An 18,492-nucleotide genomic window follows, 5' to 3' on the forward strand; every position below is an offset into this window, starting at 1 on the left:
TGATCATGTTTGTGGTGGTAATGTTTTGATTCGATGGAGACTTATTGCTTATTATTTAAGTAATATGCTTTATTTACTTGGTTTTTCCCAGATAGTTCCCATTATTTTCTCTATAATTGTTGGTGAGAGTATTGGGTTTATATTATTGTTAATATTTGATCTACTAATCATGGTCTCGTTAGCGTATATTCTGCGTAGAATAAGTTTTCTTGGAGAAATAAATATTGTTGAAGCATATACTGTTATGGTTCTAGCATTTATTATACCCAGTTTTACATTTGCATTACCTGTTATGGTGTATAATGTAGACTTTATTAATGCATTGTTTGAAGGAGCATCCGCTATTACAACAACTGGCTTATCAGCTCTTCCCCCTCATACACTCACTACTGGTGTGCATTTTCTACGATCATATTATCAATGGCTAGGCGGTATAGGCATAGCATTATTAACTCTTTCATTTTTTCTCTCGCCGGGAACTGCAGCATACAATATATATGTAGCTCATTTAGGTAAGTATAAGTTGAAACCATTAAGTATTTCAACCATAAAGATTATTGTTAAGATATACATTGCTTTTACGCTTCTCTACATATTCCTATATTTAGTCTCTGGAACCCCGCTCTTAGATGCAGTTTTAAATTCTCTAACAACTATTAGTACTGGAGGTTTTTCACGTATAAGCTCATTTAAGAATGGATCCATGTATATGGCATTATTTTTAATGTTCATGAGTGCTCAGCCAATTGCTATATATTATTTTTTATTTAGAGGAAAACTACGAGAGATATTAAAAGATCCTCAGCTCAGCTGTTTCATATTAATCTCAATTATAGGTTTTATAGCTGTATCCATTAGTGTCGGAAATATAAGTTCAGAGATTCTGTTCCAGGTTATTTCAGCTCTTTCAACTACTGGTTATTCTGCATTTGATAATAAATTGTTGAGTGAACCAGCCAAATTTATTCTATCTATTTTAATGATTATAGGTGCAGGCTTCGGCTCTACTGGTGGAGGCTTAAAACAATTAAGGATTATCATTATTTTTAAATCAATTACTGCAAATATTAAAAGACTCTATATGCCTAAAGATGCGGTTATCCCAGTTAAGATAAGGAACAAAGTGGTATCTAGCTCAGAAATATTGTTTTCTTATACCCTTCTAGGCATGTATTTAATAGTCTTAATAGTTTCCACATATATTATATCACTATATGGTTACAGCATAGCTGATAGTTTTTTCGAGGCATCATCTGCTCTCGCAACTACAGGTCTAAGTGTCGGTATATCTAGTCCATCACTATCTTTTATACCAAAAATTACATTAATCATCGACATGTGGCTGGGAAGAGTCGAGATAATTCCATTTATTATTGTTCTGACTAATTTATACTATAGTACTAAGAAAAGGTGATTAAATGAAGATAGTGATTGCTGGTGGAGGAGAGACTGGAGCTGAGCTAGCAGAGGCTTTGATCAAGGAAGAACACGATGTAGTTTTAATTGAAGCAGATGAGAAACGCGCTGAAGAACTTGCTGAGAAACTTGACTGCCTAGTTATTAAAGGAAATGCCGCTCATCCCTCGGTTCTAGAGGAGGCTGGCATAAAAGATACTGATGTAATAGTGGCTTTAACAGGGAATGATCGAGATAACATAATTATTTCTTTGATAGCAAAATCGATTGGGGTCAAAAAGATCATTGTTAAAATACAGGATCCAATATATAATGATCTATTGATTCATATGGGTATAAATGATATAATAAATCCTGGAAGACTTGTTGTAGTTCAAGCTTTGTCTATGCTTAAAGGATTTAATATACTAAATATATCGACAATTGTACGTAGCAATATTAGGTTAGTGATAGCAAAAATACCTCCTGAATATGATGGTAAAAAGATAAATGAATTACCAATAGATACGGAGAATGCACGAATATTGATCCTTTATCGTGGACGAGAAGCTTATTTCCCAAAGGATGATCTAGTAGTAAAATCTGATGATAGCATATTATTAGCAGTTAAAGCTAATTACTACGATGAAATCTCAAAGGTGTTGAAGATTTGAAACCTATTCTCCTCGTAACATGCAAAGCCGGGAGCGAGAAGTGGTGTGAAGAAGAAATAGGTAATGTACTTTTCATACATGATCCAGATGTGAAGATTGTTCGAACAAAGTATCCGGGCTTACTATTAGTATATTCTAATCTTGATCCTTACAAAGCATACGTATATGCAGTATCCTCCGAGTATGGATATGTAAAGAATATAATACCTGTTCATATCCATGATAAATTCAGCCTTGAAAATATTGATAAAATTCTAGATATAGTAGGTGTTCGGGAAAGAATTAAGGTTAAGCTTAGAATAAGGGGTAAGCGAGGTTTAAGCAAGATTTTATGGAAGCATATAATGGATCTTTTGAAAAGTAAAAACTCCGTCCACGATCCTAGATCTAACATGTGTCTATACATTGAGATTATAAATAATGATCTTTTTATTGGTAGAGCTAAGTGCTAAGGTGGATAGTTCATTTTTTAAAGGAAATAACTATAAGTGAATAGTAGAGTGAAAGTTTGGGTGTTGTACTCAATGATCTACGATGATAAACCTAGTACATGGAAGATTATTGAGGAAGAACTAAACAAGCCGACTATTTTTAAGAGCAGAGAGAGCCTGACACCTGAATATATTCCTGATAATCTACCCCACCGTGAAAAAGAAATTAAAGCATTGGTTTCAGCATTTAAACATTTAATTACTAGTCCAGGTAGCTTCTCGCAGAGAGTGTTAATTGTTGGCAGTGTAGGAACTGGAAAAACCGTGACAGCCAGGGTTTTCGGAAGAGACTTTACAAGAGCCGCTAAGATTAAAGGATACAATATCAGGTATGTACATATAAACTGTCACCGTAACCGTACACTTTATAATGTTGTAACCGAAATAGCTAGGCAACTAGAAATACCTTTACCATCAAGAGGATTATCTGTTAAAGAAATGTATGATGCTATCCTAGGATATCTTGATGAAAGTGATACTTATGCTATAGTTACTCTAGACGAATTCCATTACTTTGCAAGTATTGCGGGCAGTGATGCAGTATACTTTATCGTTAGAACATATGATGATATAAATGCTAGTATAAAAAGACTAAACTTTATCTTTATATCTCTTGATACATCTAAGCTATCATTACTAGATAGCACTACTGAAAGCTACTTATTAAGACACATGATTAAGCTTAAACCATATACTTCAAGTGAATTATTTGATATTTTAAAATATAGAGCCTCTCAAGCATTCTATGAAGGAATAGTTGACGATGAGATTCTAAGATTTATAGCTGATTATGAAGGTAGTGATCGCGGTGGCGGAGGAAACGCTAGACACGCGATCGAAATATTGTTGTTGGCTGGTGATATAGCTGAGAGTGAAGGAGCAGATAAAATACAGTTAGATCATGTACGTAAAGCTATTATGAAGACCTCTAGAGAAATTATAAACATATCAGAATCCATCCTATATAGCCCCGTCCACGAACTAATAATTCTATGGGCGATTATAAGGCTTCTCCGTAGGACTGGGAGACCATTTGTTAAAATGGGCGAGGTGGAGAAGGAGTATGAAGTGCTCTGCGAAGTTCTAGGCGAACAACCACGTAGACATACACAGATCTATGAATACATTATGAATCTTAAGAAAGCCGGGGTTATAGATGCTAGAACTAGTGGTAAGGGTTTACGGGGTAGAACAACGCTGATAAGCATTCATTATGGACCCCTTGATCTATTTGAGAAGCATGTTGAAGACCTAATATATAGGAGGCTTGGTGTTAGTAAGAGATGAACAATAAATCTAGGCAAATTATTTTAGATATACTAAAGAAATATAATGAATTAAATATAAGTAGACTTGTACGATTAACAGGTTTACATTACAGAGTACTCGTAAAAGAGCTAAAAGAGCTTGTTGAAGAAGGATATGTTGAGGAGCGAAGATTTGGTAGGTTAAGATTATTTAGGCTTAGAGAAAAGAAAAGCTAATTTAAATTATCTCTTAAGTCTTCTATAATAAGCTAATACCTCACTACTCTTAGGTCCTGCAAGCCATTTAATCATTTCCTCCGTTAATCCATAACCCAATGCGATTTTAGCCGCATATTTGGGAGCATGTGTAAATATTATTTTCAGGAAAGGTATAACATCTCTTTTAATAGTTGCTCTACTTGTTAATAGTCTAGGAGCCAGTGTCATTGCTATGCCTTCTCTAACTTCTCTACTTCTCTTAGTTTGTGCTAATAATTGTAATCTTTTTGGAGAACGAAATGCTTTCCACTTATACCTATATATTTTCCTAGCAAATGCTACTCCAGGCCCCATCATATCGAAAACATAGCTTAAAAGATCCCATGAACCACTCTTCCGAATCCTACCCATGTATACGTCTGCTCTACTAAGTGCTTCATATGCTCTCCAAATCTCTTCTGGATCATCGTAATAGGTTGGTATGTGCTCGTTTATCCAGATCATCATTGTTTCATAATCTATGTTTGCCTGAGATATTGCAGATTTAGCTTGAAATATATATCTTGCATTAAACATTTTCTGTAATGCTTCGAATGGTGCATATTCTCTAGTCCTATACGCCGATAATTCCCTTACCCAGTTAAGAGTTACTCTGCCAAATCCTTCAGCTATTGCTTGTAGATCATTTATTGCACTCCTAAGATCTCCTTCGCTTCTCCGAGCTATTTCTCTTAAAGCTGCATCTTCGCATTCTAGTTTTTCGAGTTGACATATTCTTTTTAGAACTATTATTACATCTCTCTCACTTAGTCTCTTAAAAGCAATCATTAATGAAGCGTCTCTGAGAGGCTTAAGTTTTTGATCCCAGGGGTTATTAGCCGTCATAACTACAGGGTAACGTGTTATTTCTAGTAAGTGTAGTATAGCATCTATAGCTCCTCTATCAGCTGTTCCGCTTATGCCATCGACCTCGTCCAATAATATGATTTTTCCACGGGCGAAAAGGCTTCTCATAAAAGCAGCTGTTTTAGCTATTCTCTCAATATCTTGTCTTCTCCTAAAATCACTAGCATTCATCTCTACTATTTCTAAGCCATACTCGTTAGCTGCTGCTTCGACTAGACTAGTTTTACCACAACCCGCCGGACCATATAGTAGAGCGGCTTTCTTCGATGGTTTGCCTTTAAGCCATGATTCAAGCCATTGGATAAATTGTTTTTTAGCGGAATCCTGATTAACTACATCTGCGATTTTCTTTGGCCTATACTTTATTATCCATGGAATTCTACGGGGCATTCCGGATACCTTTGTTTAGTTTATGGTTTTAGTTTCTTTCCAAGGAATGCTAGCCTTGCTAGGAAAGCATTTAGCTGTATTTCATCATCAGCTCCTTCAACTAGTCTAAACTGTATTTCTCCTGCTAAGTCTGCTATAATTATTTTGAATTCATCTGGTATCTTGATATCTGTGCTGAATATTTCTCTATGAACCTGTTTAATAACGTCGACCCCGCTTAATCCATAATTGATCATTAGTTCTCTCAGCTTCTCGCGTGCATCGTTAAAGTTGCCTGCTAATGCTAACTGTATCATTTGTCTTATTTCTCTGGGATGAGCTAATCCAACTACTTTATAGACGCTATCAACTGTTACCTTACCAAGTGCTGCAGCTGCTTGTAATATGTTGATTGCTCTCCTCATATCTCCCTCTGATAAATCATGTATTGCTTCCAGAGCTTCTTCATCTATCTCAACTTTCTCCTGTTCAGCTATCCATTTAAGCCTTGATATAACATCTTCTTTTTTCAGCGGTGCAAACCTGAATACTGCGCATCGACTCTGGATTGGCTCAATTATTTTGCTTGGATAGTTAGCTATTAATATGAATCTTGTTGTTGCAGTATACATTTCCATAAGTCTACGAAGAGCTTGTTGTGCGTCTGCAGTCATATTGTCTGCTTCATCCAACAGGACTATTTTGAATGGAATATTAGCTGCAACCCTTGTTCTAGCGAATTCTTTTACCTTGCTACGTATAACATCTATCCCTCTCTCATCGCTAGCGTTCAGCTCCAACATGTATTGCCTATAGTTTTCTCCAAATAAGTCATGGGCTAAACAATGAGCAGCTGTAGTTTTACCAGTACCTGGAGGACCGGCGAATAGTAGGTGAGGCATATTTCTTTCCTTAACAAACTGTTTGAGACGAGATACTATTTCTTCTTGATCAACTATTTCATCCAATGTTTTAGGCCTATACTTTTCAGCCCATAATAACTCAGCTATAACTTCTCGAGAGCTACTCATATGTTGACACACCTAACAAATATCTATGTCTGGGACAAACATATATTTGTACCCCACAACATGTTGTATGGGGGCCCCTTTTTAGGGGGCCTAGTTAAACTATTGGTTTAGAGGGGTGATTTAATTATTGACAGGTATTCATACGGTTTTGGTTGATAAAATAATAGAGTTTATTATGAGAGATTTTATGGAGGAGGAGGTACGAGTAGAAGTTATAGGCGGTAATTTCAGGGTTTTAACACATGAGGGATTTATTGATCTAGTTAGAGGAGCCGAGTATAACTTGCCTAGATGGGTTGCTTACGAGTTATTGAAAAATGGGATCGTTAATATTAAGAGTGATGATATAAGTGTTGAGAAACTATCTAGTATAGCATACAACGAAGAATCAACCATTGGCCGTCCACAATTCGTAAAGGTTCCAAGATACTTCTACTTATTAATCAAAAAAGAAATAGAGGAAATACGTGAGAAGCTTAATAAAAACGCTGACATCAACTTGTTACAAGAGCTTAAAACATATGAGGATCTAATCTATACAATTGGTAAGACACGTTTAAAGAAAATATTATATATTCTCTTATTACCCCAAATCCCCCAGGATATTCTTGATAAACTAAGCGAGGAAGAAAAAACATTATTAAACCTGTTAAAGAGCTCTCTCGACGAGTGGATGAAGAGTCTGAGAATAGAAAAACATTAGTTTAACTATAATATTTGTGTGTAGAGGAGGATATTCAAATTGACATATACATTGGAAAAGGAAAAAACAGAACCAGATCTTGTAACAAGGTTTAAAAGGTTTCTATGGGATTTCAGAGATCGAAGAACAGGCATGTTTAAATACCGTGAAAGAATAAGCCATATGGCTCTAATGGGTCAGAGAAGCCTATTAATTGATTTCAACGACATAACATTGTTCGATAGAGGACTAGCACATATTATTGAAAACAATCCTGACACAGCCATAGAAGCAGCTAGTATAGCGATTAAGGAGCTAATGAGGAGAGAAAACCCAGAATATGCTGAGTCCGTAGATAAGTTTTATCCAAGATTCCGTAACCCAAGCAAAGTGTTAAGGATCAGGGAATTAACAAGCGAGTATATAGGGAAATTTGTCGCTGTAGAAGGTATATTGACTAGGCTGACAAGAGTTGAAGCTAGACTGGTTAAGGCTGTTTTTAAACATGCAGAATGTGGAGCAGAGTTTGAATGGCCTGAAGAAGGAGAGATGGGGGAGAGAATAGAGAAGCCATCATACTGCCCTATATGTGGGAAAACAGGTAAGTTCCAGTTATTATTGAATAAGTCTAGATTTATTGATTGGCAAAAAATAGTTGTACAAGAAAAACCAGAAGAAATCCCTCCTGGCCAGATCCCAAGAAGTATTGAGGTTGTTCTTACCGGTGATCTAGTGGATTCAGCGAGACCTGGTGATAGAGTCTTAGTAACAGGGATACTACGAGTTATGCCCACAAGCTCTGTGCAGAGAGGTATTGGTAAATCCGTTTTTGGATTCTATCTCGAAGCAAACTATGTTGATGTTCAACAGAAAGTATTGGAGGAAATAGAGATAACGCGTGAGGATGAGGACAAAATAAAGGAGTTGGCAAGAGATCCATGGATCAGGGAGAAAATTATAGCAAGCATTGCACCAGCCATTTATGGTCATTGGAACATTAAGGAAGCAATAGCATTGTTGCTTTTCGGAGGAGTACCTAAATTATTACCTGATGGAACAAGAATACGTGGAGACATACATATATTATTAGTAGGAGACCCAGGTACTGCTAAATCCCAAATGCTACAATATACTGCAAAAATCGCCCCCCGCGGAATATATACTAGCGGGAAAGGATCGACAGCTGCTGGTTTAACAGCAAGTGTTCTCAGAGATAAAGCAACAGGAGAATATTATCTCGAAGCTGGAGCATTGGTATTAGCTGATGGAGGAGTTGCATGTATAGATGAGATAGATAAAATGAGAGAAGAAGATCGAAGCGCAATACATGAAGCATTAGAACAGCAAAGTTATCATAAAGATTTCAAAATAATGTTGGCAGATGGTAGGAAGGTTAGGATTGGAGATTTAGTAGATGAGCTGATAGGTAAGAATAGGGAAAAAGTCATTAAGGGTAAGGATACCGAGATACTTTTCGTAGATGACTTATTCCTTCTCTCATACAATATGCGTTCAGGAGAACAAGTGCTTGTAAAAGCAGATAGAGTAAGTAGGCATAAAGCACCTGATCAATTTATAAAGTTAAGATTTAGTAATGGAGCAGAAATAATCGTTACACCAGAACATCCAGTGCTGATAATTAATAATGGAAAAATCAAAACAGTTAGAGCTGATACAGTTCGTAAAGGCACTCTAACCATAGGTGTGCTAGGTCATAAAATTATTAAAGAAGTAAATGAAGATGACATAATCAATAATATTAGGAGAAAGATCGTATTAGATAAAGAACTTCCATATATTCATGCCAAAAACATTTCTGAAGCCGTTGAAATGCGTGATCAATTAATGAGTATAGATATACCAACCTTCATTGTTAAACATAAAAACGAGATAAGACTTTATCCATCTGGTCCATGTTCTCTAAGAAGACTTCTATTAATGCATGGAGTTGAAGAAGTTGTTTTCAGCGATGAATTACTATATGAAATCATGAACTGCCATTTATACCCAGCAACATGGTACGAGCTATTATACTCAATGGGATTAACCAAGATAGCTAAGGAACTAAATGTCTACGACTTTGAAATATTAGCAGGTATTATCAAAAAAGTTGAGAAAGAAGTAATTATGTTATCCCAGGTTCTCGGATTGAGAAATGAAACACAAACAGAACTGTTACATCTTAAATCACGTAGAGAACTTCTCATAAGACTTAAGGATAAACTAGACATGTTAAGGAAAAGATTAAAGGATCTTGAAGAAGCATTAGGTAAAGACGCTGTCATTAGAATGATTACTGATGTAGAAGTAATTAAGAATACGGATTCGGACTGGGTTTATGATATAACTATTGAACCCTACCACTTATTTGTCTCGGACGGTCTCATACTACATAATACTGTTAGTATTGCCAAAGCAGGCATCGTTGCCAGACTAAATGCTAGAGCATCTGTTCTCGCAGCTGGTAATCCGAAACTTGGAAGATACGATCACTCATTACCAGTAAGTAAAAACATTGATCTCCCACCACCTATTCTATCAAGATTTGACCTAATATTTATAGTTGAAGATATACCGGAGAAAACCAAAGATACCCTACTAGCTAAGCATATACTAGATATACATACAGACTATGAGAAAGCAAAACCATTAATCGATACTCAGCTCCTCAAAAAATACATTAGTTATGCAAGAAGATATATTAGGCCAAAACTAACACAAGAAGCTAAAAAATTGCTTCTAGACTTCTATGTAAACATGAGGCTTTCAGGTGTAAAAGCTAGTAAGGAAGGCCCACCAGCCATAGCTATGACACCTAGACAATTAGAAGCATTAATCAGATTATCAGAAGCTCACGCAAAAATGGCTTTAAAAACTAAAGCAACAATTGAGGATGCTGAAGAAGCTATTCGTTTAATGTATTATAGTTTGAGAAAAGTAGGTTACGATGTTAAATCCGGCAGATTAGATATCGACCTAGTAGAACTAGGTGTTTCTAGAAGTAAGCAGGTTAAAATGAAGGAATTCATGAAATTCATTGATAAAGTATTCGAGGAATACGATGAAATAGAATATAAGGAATTATATAATCTAGCTAAAGAGAAAGGATTTGATAAAGAATTCGTTATTGAAATGATAAGACGGCTTAAAAAAGACGGACTAGTATATGAGCCGAGACCAGGTGTTTTATCAAAAGTATATTGATCAGTGGGGCGAAAGAAGTTTTCTTCACAGCCAACAGGCTCAATGCTGGAACGCCTCATCACACGAATAAAATTAATAAGCCAAACAAACTCATAAACCTTTAAGACAGCAACATTTTAGAAATGGTGTAATCTAAATGGCGGAGAAATCACCGAAATACGTGGTAAGAGTTGGAGATAAAGAAATAGAGATAAATGAGGAAACACTTGAGATCATAAAAGAGTACCTGCATAGACCTATGAGCCTAGATGAACTAGCCGATAAACTGAATCTTGAAAGCTGGGAAGAAGCATATGAATTCATCAAGAAAGTACCTGCATGGATAATATGGACCCCGCCAGCACTATGGAAGTATAGATCTGAATGGATAAGTAGGAAGACGCAGTGAGATACTGTAGTAGTGTTTTTCAATATAACATCAGCGGAGCTTGTTTAAAATACTTTCCAACAAGCTATTAGTTTTTAAATAGTAAAATCTATATTTACCAACATTTTTCGTTCCAACAATGTTAGCTCTTCTAAGAACAGCTAAATGATGGGAAACCAAGCTTTGTTCAAGACCTAAAATAGACGAGATAATACAAACTGGAAGCTCTATTTGAGAGAGCAAAATGACTATTTTTAGCCTACGGGATTAGATAAGATGCTAAGATGTTCTGCTATTTTGTTAAGCTTTTATCATTTGGAATTATAACTTCTTTTGAACTTTATCTCCCAGGTTCTTGTATACTTCAGTACTACATCCTAAAGGTTTTTTCTTAAACAGTTCACTAAAAGACACTGTCATCTTATATGTTTTCTCGGACATGTTAATCTCCATTATTTATTTATATTTTGTACCCTCTTCCTTAATTATATCTACCATAGTATAATCGCCAATATAACCCATTGGATGATCTGAGATGTTAATGTGATGTAAAGGTAGTTAGGTATATGATGTTATATAAAATTCTGTTGTATGACTGAAATGAATGCATATGAGTGGCAAAGAGGAAATAAAAAAGGATGCTCTTGGCAATAATAAGGGATTTTTCTAATGAAAACTGGTGGGGTATTCCTCGGAAGAAAAAACCAATAGTGGGGCCGCCGGGATTTGAACCCGGGATCACCGGCGCTCTGTGACACCAGGCCTGGCTAGCGGGGTGTCCCCCCAGGCCGGCATCCTAGCCAGGCTAGACTACGGCCCCCTTCTTTTTCATTAAAGTTATTTAGAGATTTTATATTTTATTAAACAATAACCGAATAGTTAGAATACTTTCGCCCACCACTCTCCCACTTTTAAATAAAATCTTGGGTATTACCGTATTCCTTGTTGAAATAAAATGGTATTACTATAGAAGAAATTAATAGATATTATTTAATCATTCATTGAAAGTATTACTAGCCAGTATTACTAAATATAAATTTTACAAATTTAAATAAGTGGTGAAATACATGCCGGTGAAATATGTTTGCAAACACTGTGGAAACGTATTATGGGAGTTTAAAGAGGTTGGCCAAGACTACTATGGTATACCTACACCTGAAGAAGTCATCCGTGTTTATGGAGGTATTTGTCCAAGATGCAAACACGATCTATCAATACCTTCGATAAACGATATTTCCATTAAAATAATGAGACGTTATTCGTTGATAAGCGCGTTAGAGAGAAAACTTATGAATGAGAAATCCAGCAGTCTGTTGAATATGAATATAAGGGCAGGTAACTTTATGGCTGCTCAAGAGATTTAATTAATGGTGATATATCCTTAATAGAAAGAGTTTTCTTGTACTTCTTTAGTAGTTTGATAATTTGATTTCTATTTAGTCCTAGAAGATTCACTAGTTCTTCTCTATGATTATATCTGTATAGAAGAAAAGACATAAACATTGTTAAATTATGAGGTTTCCTATAACCACTGCTTTCCCAATCTATTATTTTAACGTGTTCGCCTTTGCAGATGTATAGGTGATCATAAGGTCTGTTCAGTTCTCCGTGATCAATATTCAGTTTATCAATGAAATACAGTGCTAGAATTACTTTCTTAAGCAATTTCATAGTTCTTTTCCTATCTTTTCTAATCAAGCTTTGTGTAATTACTTTGTCTATACTAATACATTTTTGGGGATCAAGGTATTCCATAAATATGAATTCGTTGCTCCATAGATATAATTGTGGAACCAATAATGTTTTATCAAGATAATCAAGTATCATGCCTTCATAGCCTAAACTTGATCTCCTACTATCGAGTCTACGGAGCTTTAAAGCTCCATATCCATAAAATTTGTTATGAGCCAATACAATTATTGATGAATATCCCTTGCCAATAATTTTGTATCCAAGAATATTTTTGCCTGTTTCAACAATATAGTCGAAACCGGATTTTTTAAGAAGGAGAAGTCTTTTTTCATAAAGGGAACAACTAGTTTTCGGAAAGCAAAGAATATAGGAGAGGAACTCATCTGTTGATTCATTTGCTATTCTATGCACTTCTCCATCCATTTCGGTCTTCTTAAAATAGATTTCATTAACCATTTACTAATTCCTCCTTGGCCCCATATTTTTTCTAAAAAGTCTCTTGTTACAACGTGTATTTTCGGAGTTAGCCCTTTGAAATGAGGAGTGACAATATATTCCCAGCTCCTTTCGATAAGGAGATTTTGAGCACTCTCATATTTTCTTTTTTTGAGAGATACTAGTTGTCCATGCATATTGATCCATGGGCCTATAGCGTTGTGTTCAATGTGTTTAGCTATAAACCTTAGAACTCTATCTTTGGCCCAATATTCAGGTCCTTTATATAGTCTAGGATTTTTCTTTTCACAGTAATCGAGCTCATATAGTATATATGATTTTTCTTTTTCATCCGTCCAAACATCCCAGTATATCACATTGAAATCATTGTTAATAAGAACCTTAGCTCCTCGATCCCCTACTCTCTGAATCTCTCCCCAAATAATATCTGGAGGTAACTTCTCCTTTAATGGCAATTCAACAAGTAATAAACATCTATTATCCAAGGATTCAACTACTATTTCTTGATTAAGAGTTTGTTCATCAAAGAAAAACACTAGATCAGGTTTTCTAAGATAACATCTTGAAGCCACCACGAATATAGCTAAACTTCTCAGAGAAACAGATGCAGCAGCATTCCTATATGGATCAACCGGATCTGGGATGTATAGAACTGATTCGGGATATTTTTGCTTTAAAAGCCTTTTTATTTTTTTGAATTCTTCCTCGTTATCCAGTGTGTTAATATATACTGGATGCTTCCAATTAGTTGCTTCTCTAAGTAGGTTTCTAAAACTACCATATTTTATTATTAAAAGCTCAGCGACATATCCGGAAAATCCCTTAGTTTTTATTTCTGCTCCATAAATACCGAGATTCTTTAGGAATTTTTTAAGTATGCGAACCTGATCCCTCATTTTATCGTCTAGTTTTGAGTTAACATATTGTGTATGAAATGGAGTGCGGTCAACTGCTGTTCTAATATCTTTATTGCTGACAACCTCGTATCCAGGAACAAGATCCGCTCTTATATCTCCTATATAAACTCTAACATATGGATGTTGAGAATATCGTATTTCATATTTTCCAATTCTTTTCGCTGCTTCTAATAATATATTAAAACCTTTATCCCTTAGATCCTCTATACTCCAATCAGGTGGAAACAATACAAATACATCGAGATCATTGTCTCCCGACAGCCAAGTATCATGCGCAAAACTTCCTTGAAGAGTTACTTTTGCTTTTACATTATTTTCTTTTAAGACATTTTCAACATGTTTTTTAATAAAATTGAATGCTTTCCTTAACTTACTATATTCTTCTTCTTTAGGCTTTATTCTAGCAAGAACGAGTTTTTCTATATAATCATATTTATCGTTTGAAACCATTATTCCCTAGCCTTTGCTACACATATGTCTCTGTAGATTGGCCCACTAGGGGTTAAAATACTTCTTTTTAATACTATTCTGTCAACCAAGACTTCGCCGAAATCAGTATCAGCTATACTCTCTATGATCTTTACTAGCCTTGAAATATTTCTGCCGCTTTTCACTCTAGCTAATGTAATATGGGGTATGAATTTTTCTCTCTGTGGAGGAACTCCATGTTTTCTAAGGATTTTTTCCACAATATCATGTAGTTTAGAAAGATTCTCTACTCCTTGACTAACTCCAGCCCATATAACTCTTGGTCTTGCAATATTTGGGAAGACACCAACACCTTTTATTCTTATCTTAAACGGTTCAAACTCTATTTTTCCTAGATCATTACATATACTGTTTACTAAATGTAATGGTGTCTCACCAATGAATCTCAATGTGATATGCATGTTTTCAGTAGCGACTGGTTTTAAATCAGCTTTGCTTTCCAGCAGTAAATCTCTGATTTTGCTGAGCTGGTCTAGTACATTAGGTTCTAATATATCGATTGCTACAAATACTCTAAGATTCTCCCCGGACATTATTCGCATCCTCTCCCTACTAGCTCTATGATTAGAAAATAATAAATTCAAAGCTAATAAACAGTATTGGTTAAAACAAGTTATTAACATCAATTATGTGAAAACAACTAGCTTAGACGCCTAGGTGTTCATAATGAAACTATTTATAGTATTAGTAGCAGGCATGCCTGGTGCCGGCAAAAGCATAGTTTCTAAGGCAGCTCGAGACCTAGGTCTCCCAGTATATAATATGGGGGATGTTATTAGGATGGAAACATCAAGGCTTTACGGGATAATAACTCCTGAAACTATGCGCGAAACATCTAGAAGAGTCAGAAAATTATATGGTGAAGACTATGTTGCTAGAAAAACTATTGAGCAAATAAAGGAAAAAAGAGGAGTAATCGTTGTGGATGGAGTTAGGAGCTTAGTAGAAGTGGAAGTTTTCAAAAAGTATGCTGAAACAGTTATATTAGCTGTTCATGCATCCCCCAAAACCAGGTTTGAGCGAATAAGAAAAAGAAATAGACCTGGAGATCCAGATAATTGGGAAGATTTTGTAAAACGTGATCTAACCGAGCTCCAGTTCGGTTTAGGAAATGTTATAGCATTAGCTGACTACATGATCGTTAATGAGGGAAGTATTGAAGAAGCTTATAGGGGGGCATATAATATACTAAAGAAATTGGTCGAGAAAAATGCTAAAGATAACAGTGACAGCTAGGATCAACCCCACAGAAGATGATAGGAAAGTTATTAAAGCAATTGAAAATGTCTTCAATGGAGAAATCACTCTAATCAATGAAGACGACGAATATAAGAGAGTAGAAGGATTCTCAACTAGGTTAGAATCGCTAGGTAAACTATATAATTTGATAAGAATCGAACAGATTGTCCCAGCCGTAAGATCTCTATTATATAAAAGACTCCGAGGAAACATTATAACGTTCATGCTTCATAAACAAGCAGCATATGTAGGCAAGATATCATTTGTAGACGGCGATAACGAGTCACCACTTGGAGCGATAAGATTTAGCATAGAATCAAATGATCCAAAGAGAATTATTGATTGGTTAGCTCCAGGCAAACATACACCAAGTGATAGAAGAAACAGACCTCTACCCGATGAGTTATAAATATATAACCATATAGTCTTCAGCAACAACCACGTTTCTAAAATATCTATATGCATCCACAAATAATGGTTCAACATCCTTGTATCTAGAACTAATATGAGTTAATACAAGCTCCTTCACACCCGCTTTGTACGCAGTAATAGCTGCATCAGCCGCTGTTGAATGACCCTGCTCCCATGCTTCCTTCCTTAAATCACTTGTAAAAGTAGCTTCATGAATCAATATATCAGCATTCTTTGCAATAGATTCTAGTTCCTCAAAAGGTTTTGTATCGCCGGTATATACAATTCTCTTACCATTCTTAAGCATTAATATATACCCGTATGCTTCAATTCCGTGAACAACTTTGAAGGCCTCAACACTGATTTTACTATCCCTATATAATTCTCCCTCTCTTGCTTCAACAAAATAAAGTGGATACTCAATTTTAGCCAAGCCTAGTTCTATGAATTCTTTTAAGAGATCCTTTAGTTTAGCAGGAGCGATCAAATATAGTTCGTTTTTTCTATTAGATAAATGCATTGATTGAAACATCCCGAATAATCCGAGATAATGGTCTCCATGGAGATGAGTAATCATTACAGCATTGATTTTTACTAATCCAAGCCCAGCTTTAAACAATCTTTGTTGGCAACCTTCTCCAACATCTAGTAAATATATATTGGAATCTATTCTTAAAGCAATACATGGTAGCCCCCTAGATATAGGCATGGCCGCTCCTGTGCCTAACATGTAAATTTTAGTATTCATATTAATAACGCCTCATAAATTACCCGGGTAAGACCTCCATGTACGAACATATAGTGTTTTCCTCTTATAATGAAACCGTTAGAACATAGTATCTCATCAATATATTTAGATAAATTATATGGAGCCATAAACACTAGGTACCTTTTATTTTTCAATGATTCAGCAGAGTTTTCTATGAATTTTAAATATATATATTCAGCTCCTAATCCATGCGTACTCGCAGCTCTACCATATGGCGGATCAGTTGCTATTCCATCAATACCAGATAATTTAATAGTAGTGCTATCTCCTAATATTAGTACCCAATTGTTAAACCCATAATGTAATAAGTTCTCTCTAGCACCCCGTACAAGCTCCCAATCAATCTCGATACCGATTGGTCTAATTTTCATCATTAAAGCCTCAATTAATATACTCCCAGTTCCGGCAAAAGGATCAAGTAATACCTCGCCTTCCTTAACTCTTGCAAGGTTTATTAATAAACGAGATAACCTTATCGGTAAAGCTATGCTTCTGAAAAACGGTCTTGTAGAAGGTCTTCTACGATAAAAATTCCTTGTTTCAAGGAAGAAGAGAGGATATCCGATAAAAGCTCTCCCGCTTGAAAAAACTAAGTGTACATACTTGCTTCTGGTATGGTAGTTGTTTAGATTGGTTTTAGAAATTAATAAGATTCTATACTTATCAGCTATTTCTTTCTCAATTGTTGATTTAATAATACTCACTTTTACATATTTAGCATCTAGCTCGGAAACTCTATCTAGATAGTTTAGTTCTGGATTATATGGATTATCTATTCCCAACAATTTACCAGCTTCTTTAATATATCCAGCTCTACGAATAATTTTTTCTGCAATGACTTCATCAACGTTTTTTACGAGACAGATCATTGGATAGCATTCCATTATTTCTGCGGAAGGATTTATTATTTCCAATAATGCTTTAAGCTCTGCTAAAGATAATTCTTCGTGATCTCCTGAAAGAATGAAATAATATATTTTTTCTTCCAAAAACTTTCTTGCCTCTATCCAGCTATACTATTCATATAATATTGTTATTTCTCATTTCTGTAACTACTTTCTCACTCACATCTACTGTTTCTATCAATGGTTCTTTATGAGTTATTCCAAGAGTATTCGCTACATATATTTTTTCGACACCTGCTGATCGAATCTTTTCAAATGCGTTTCCAATAAATAATCCATGAGTAGCTGCCACTACAATTTTACGGGCTCCATGAGAACGAAGAATTCTTGTTGCATTAGCTATTGTTCCCCCAGTACTTATAATATCATCAATGATTACAATATCCCTTCCATCAATTCTAAGTTCTTTAGGCATCATCGAGATCTCTCCTGTTATTCTGTCCCTCTTCTTTATTAAGTAATCATATTCTAAGCCATGTCTTTCAGCAGCATACCTAGCTCTATGCAGTGCGCCTTTATCAGGAGCGATAACTATTGGATCATTAAGGATACTCAAAGCTTTCTCGACAAGTTCATCTGATACTAGTATATTCAATGTTTTACCGTTAAAATCTTCAAGTGTCTTAACACTATGAATATCTACCACAACTAATGCATTAGCACCAATAGTCCTTATCATTTTAACAACAATACTTGCTGTTACTGGTTCGCCTTCCAAAAATACTTTGTCTTGTCTAGCATATGCTAAATAAGGAATTATGACAACAATGTCCTTCGCCCCCGATCTTCGGGCAGCATCTATTAGCATTAATGTTTCTAGTAAGGAATCATTTTGTCTAGGATACATTGTATTAATTATGACGACTTTATTGCCACTTATTAATTCGGGTTTTTTAATTCTAACATAGTATTCGCCATCTGGGAAAATTTTGGTTTGAATATCCACTAATTCGTATCCTAGCAGGGAAGCGTATTTTTCAGCAAATGTTTCATAGTTTTTACCTGCAATAACTACGCCCACGAATCCCA

At 35.4% G+C, this 18,492-nt stretch carries 20 protein-coding genes and 1 tRNA gene; 11 read left to right on the forward strand and 10 right to left on the reverse strand.

Annotation, left to right across the window (positions count from 1 at the left end):
• Nucleotides 1–25: 25 nt before the first annotated feature.
• The 5 genes from SMAR_RS06355 (at nucleotide 26) to SMAR_RS06375 (ending at nucleotide 4,044) form a co-directional block, all read left to right on the forward strand.
• Nucleotides 26–1,414 carry a TrkH family potassium uptake protein gene (locus SMAR_RS06355; protein WP_011839504.1) on the forward strand — a complete coding sequence of 463 codons (1,389 nt, stop codon included), beginning with the start codon at nucleotides 26–28 and terminating at the stop codon, nucleotides 1,412–1,414.
• A 4-nt stretch (nucleotides 1,415–1,418) separates the two neighbouring features.
• On the forward strand, nucleotides 1,419–2,069 hold the full coding sequence (locus SMAR_RS06360; RefSeq protein ID WP_011839505.1) for a potassium channel family protein: 651 nt from the start codon (nucleotides 1,419–1,421) through the stop codon (nucleotides 2,067–2,069).
• On the forward strand, nucleotides 2,066–2,521 hold the full coding sequence (locus SMAR_RS06365) for a hypothetical protein (RefSeq protein WP_011839506.1): 456 nt from the start codon (nucleotides 2,066–2,068) through the stop codon (nucleotides 2,519–2,521). The genes SMAR_RS06360 and SMAR_RS06365 overlap by 4 nt, the downstream gene beginning before the upstream one ends.
• Before the next feature lie 72 nt (nucleotides 2,522–2,593).
• Nucleotides 2,594–3,847: an ORC1-type DNA replication protein gene (locus tag SMAR_RS06370; RefSeq protein WP_011839507.1), complete on the forward strand. Its 1,254-nt coding sequence runs from the start codon at nucleotides 2,594–2,596 to the stop codon at nucleotides 3,845–3,847.
• Nucleotides 3,844–4,044 (forward strand): hypothetical protein, encoded by a 201-nt coding sequence (locus SMAR_RS06375; protein WP_011839508.1) that lies wholly within the window; start codon nucleotides 3,844–3,846, stop codon nucleotides 4,042–4,044. The genes SMAR_RS06370 and SMAR_RS06375 overlap by 4 nt, the downstream gene beginning before the upstream one ends.
• Nucleotides 4,045–4,050: 6 nt before the next feature.
• Here the strand turns inward: SMAR_RS06375 and SMAR_RS06380 are convergent, their stop codons facing one another.
• Nucleotides 4,051–5,322 carry a replication factor C large subunit gene (locus SMAR_RS06380; protein ID WP_011839509.1) on the reverse strand — a complete coding sequence of 424 codons (1,272 nt, stop codon included), beginning with the start codon at nucleotides 5,320–5,322 and terminating at the stop codon, nucleotides 4,051–4,053.
• A 20-nt stretch (nucleotides 5,323–5,342) separates the two neighbouring features.
• Nucleotides 5,343–6,332 carry a replication factor C small subunit gene (locus SMAR_RS06385; RefSeq protein ID WP_011839510.1) on the reverse strand — a complete coding sequence of 330 codons (990 nt, stop codon included), beginning with the start codon at nucleotides 6,330–6,332 and terminating at the stop codon, nucleotides 5,343–5,345.
• Between the two features lie 127 nt (nucleotides 6,333–6,459).
• Here SMAR_RS06385 and gins23 point away from each other — a divergent pair, with 127 nt between their 5' ends.
• The 3 genes from gins23 to SMAR_RS06400 all read left to right on the forward strand — a co-directional run bounded on the left by gins23 (nucleotide 6,460) and on the right by SMAR_RS06400 (nucleotide 10,606).
• Nucleotides 6,460–7,035: a DNA replication protein Gins23 gene (gene gins23 / locus SMAR_RS06390; protein ID WP_011839511.1), complete on the forward strand. Its 576-nt coding sequence runs from the start codon at nucleotides 6,460–6,462 to the stop codon at nucleotides 7,033–7,035.
• Nucleotides 7,036–7,074: 39 nt separating this feature from the next.
• The gene (locus SMAR_RS08705; RefSeq protein ID WP_011839512.1) at nucleotides 7,075–10,218 is read left to right on the forward strand and encodes an AAA family ATPase; all 3,144 of its coding nucleotides are present in this window, start codon (nucleotides 7,075–7,077) and stop codon (nucleotides 10,216–10,218) included.
• A gap of 136 nt (nucleotides 10,219–10,354) precedes the next feature.
• Nucleotides 10,355–10,606: a hypothetical protein gene (locus SMAR_RS06400; protein ID WP_011839513.1), complete on the forward strand. Its 252-nt coding sequence runs from the start codon at nucleotides 10,355–10,357 to the stop codon at nucleotides 10,604–10,606.
• A gap of 30 nt (nucleotides 10,607–10,636) precedes the next feature.
• On the opposite strand, the gene SMAR_RS08745 is transcribed toward SMAR_RS06400, so the two are convergent.
• Together SMAR_RS08745 and SMAR_RS06405 are read right to left on the reverse strand one after the other, a co-directional pair.
• On the reverse strand, nucleotides 10,637–10,828 hold the full coding sequence (locus SMAR_RS08745; RefSeq protein WP_169696944.1) for an ArsR/SmtB family transcription factor: 192 nt from the start codon (nucleotides 10,826–10,828) through the stop codon (nucleotides 10,637–10,639).
• 468 nt (nucleotides 10,829–11,296) lie between these two features.
• Nucleotides 11,297–11,405 (reverse strand) — tRNA-Pro (locus SMAR_RS06405).
• A gap of 247 nt (nucleotides 11,406–11,652) precedes the next feature.
• Here SMAR_RS06405 and SMAR_RS06410 point away from each other — a divergent pair.
• Nucleotides 11,653–11,949, forward strand: a complete 297-nt coding sequence (locus SMAR_RS06410) for a hypothetical protein (protein WP_011839514.1) — start codon at nucleotides 11,653–11,655, stop codon at nucleotides 11,947–11,949.
• Here the strand turns inward: SMAR_RS06410 and SMAR_RS06415 are convergent.
• Genes SMAR_RS06415 through thpR form a run of 3 tightly spaced genes read right to left on the reverse strand, consistent with a single transcriptional unit; the run spans nucleotide 11,927 to nucleotide 14,672 of the window.
• Nucleotides 11,927–12,733, reverse strand: coding sequence for a hypothetical protein (locus SMAR_RS06415; RefSeq protein ID WP_052833853.1), 807 nt, complete (start codon nucleotides 12,731–12,733; stop codon nucleotides 11,927–11,929). The two genes, SMAR_RS06410 and SMAR_RS06415, sit on opposite strands and share 23 nt — an antisense overlap.
• Nucleotides 12,676–14,100 carry a CCA tRNA nucleotidyltransferase gene (gene cca / locus SMAR_RS06420; RefSeq protein WP_011839515.1) on the reverse strand — a complete coding sequence of 475 codons (1,425 nt, stop codon included), beginning with the start codon at nucleotides 14,098–14,100 and terminating at the stop codon, nucleotides 12,676–12,678. Before cca ends, SMAR_RS06415 begins: the two co-directional genes overlap by 58 nt.
• Nucleotides 14,100–14,672: an RNA 2',3'-cyclic phosphodiesterase gene (thpR, locus tag SMAR_RS06425; RefSeq protein WP_052833854.1), complete on the reverse strand. Its 573-nt coding sequence runs from the start codon at nucleotides 14,670–14,672 to the stop codon at nucleotides 14,100–14,102. The genes cca and thpR overlap by 1 nt, the downstream gene beginning before the upstream one ends.
• 133 nt (nucleotides 14,673–14,805) lie before the next feature.
• Here thpR and SMAR_RS06430 point away from each other — a divergent pair, with 133 nt between their 5' ends.
• Together SMAR_RS06430 and SMAR_RS06435 are read left to right on the forward strand one after the other, a co-directional pair.
• A complete protein-coding gene (locus tag SMAR_RS06430; RefSeq protein WP_011839517.1) occupies nucleotides 14,806–15,375 on the forward strand; it encodes an AAA family ATPase in 570 nt (189 codons plus the stop codon).
• Nucleotides 15,350–15,787 (forward strand): RNA-binding domain-containing protein, encoded by a 438-nt coding sequence (locus SMAR_RS06435; protein WP_011839518.1) that lies wholly within the window; start codon nucleotides 15,350–15,352, stop codon nucleotides 15,785–15,787. The genes SMAR_RS06430 and SMAR_RS06435 overlap by 26 nt, the downstream gene beginning before the upstream one ends.
• On the opposite strand, the gene SMAR_RS06440 is transcribed toward SMAR_RS06435, so the two are convergent.
• Genes SMAR_RS06440 through prs form a run of 3 tightly spaced genes read right to left on the reverse strand, consistent with a single transcriptional unit; the run spans nucleotide 15,782 to nucleotide 18,484 of the window.
• Nucleotides 15,782–16,537, reverse strand: a complete 756-nt coding sequence (locus tag SMAR_RS06440) for a ribonuclease Z (protein ID WP_011839519.1) — start codon at nucleotides 16,535–16,537, stop codon at nucleotides 15,782–15,784. The two genes, SMAR_RS06435 and SMAR_RS06440, sit on opposite strands and share 6 nt — an antisense overlap.
• Nucleotides 16,534–17,547: a DNA methyltransferase gene (locus tag SMAR_RS06445; RefSeq protein ID WP_011839520.1), complete on the reverse strand. Its 1,014-nt coding sequence runs from the start codon at nucleotides 17,545–17,547 to the stop codon at nucleotides 16,534–16,536. The genes SMAR_RS06440 and SMAR_RS06445 overlap by 4 nt, the downstream gene beginning before the upstream one ends.
• A 31-nt stretch (nucleotides 17,548–17,578) precedes the next feature.
• Nucleotides 17,579–18,484: a ribose-phosphate diphosphokinase gene (gene prs, locus SMAR_RS06450; protein ID WP_244372362.1), complete on the reverse strand. Its 906-nt coding sequence runs from the start codon at nucleotides 18,482–18,484 to the stop codon at nucleotides 17,579–17,581.
• Nucleotides 18,485–18,492: the final 8 nt, after the last annotated feature.

Origin of the sequence: Staphylothermus marinus F1 (genome assembly GCF_000015945.1) — an archaeon.
Taxonomy (GTDB): Archaea; Thermoproteota; Thermoprotei_A; order Sulfolobales; family Desulfurococcaceae; genus Staphylothermus; species Staphylothermus marinus.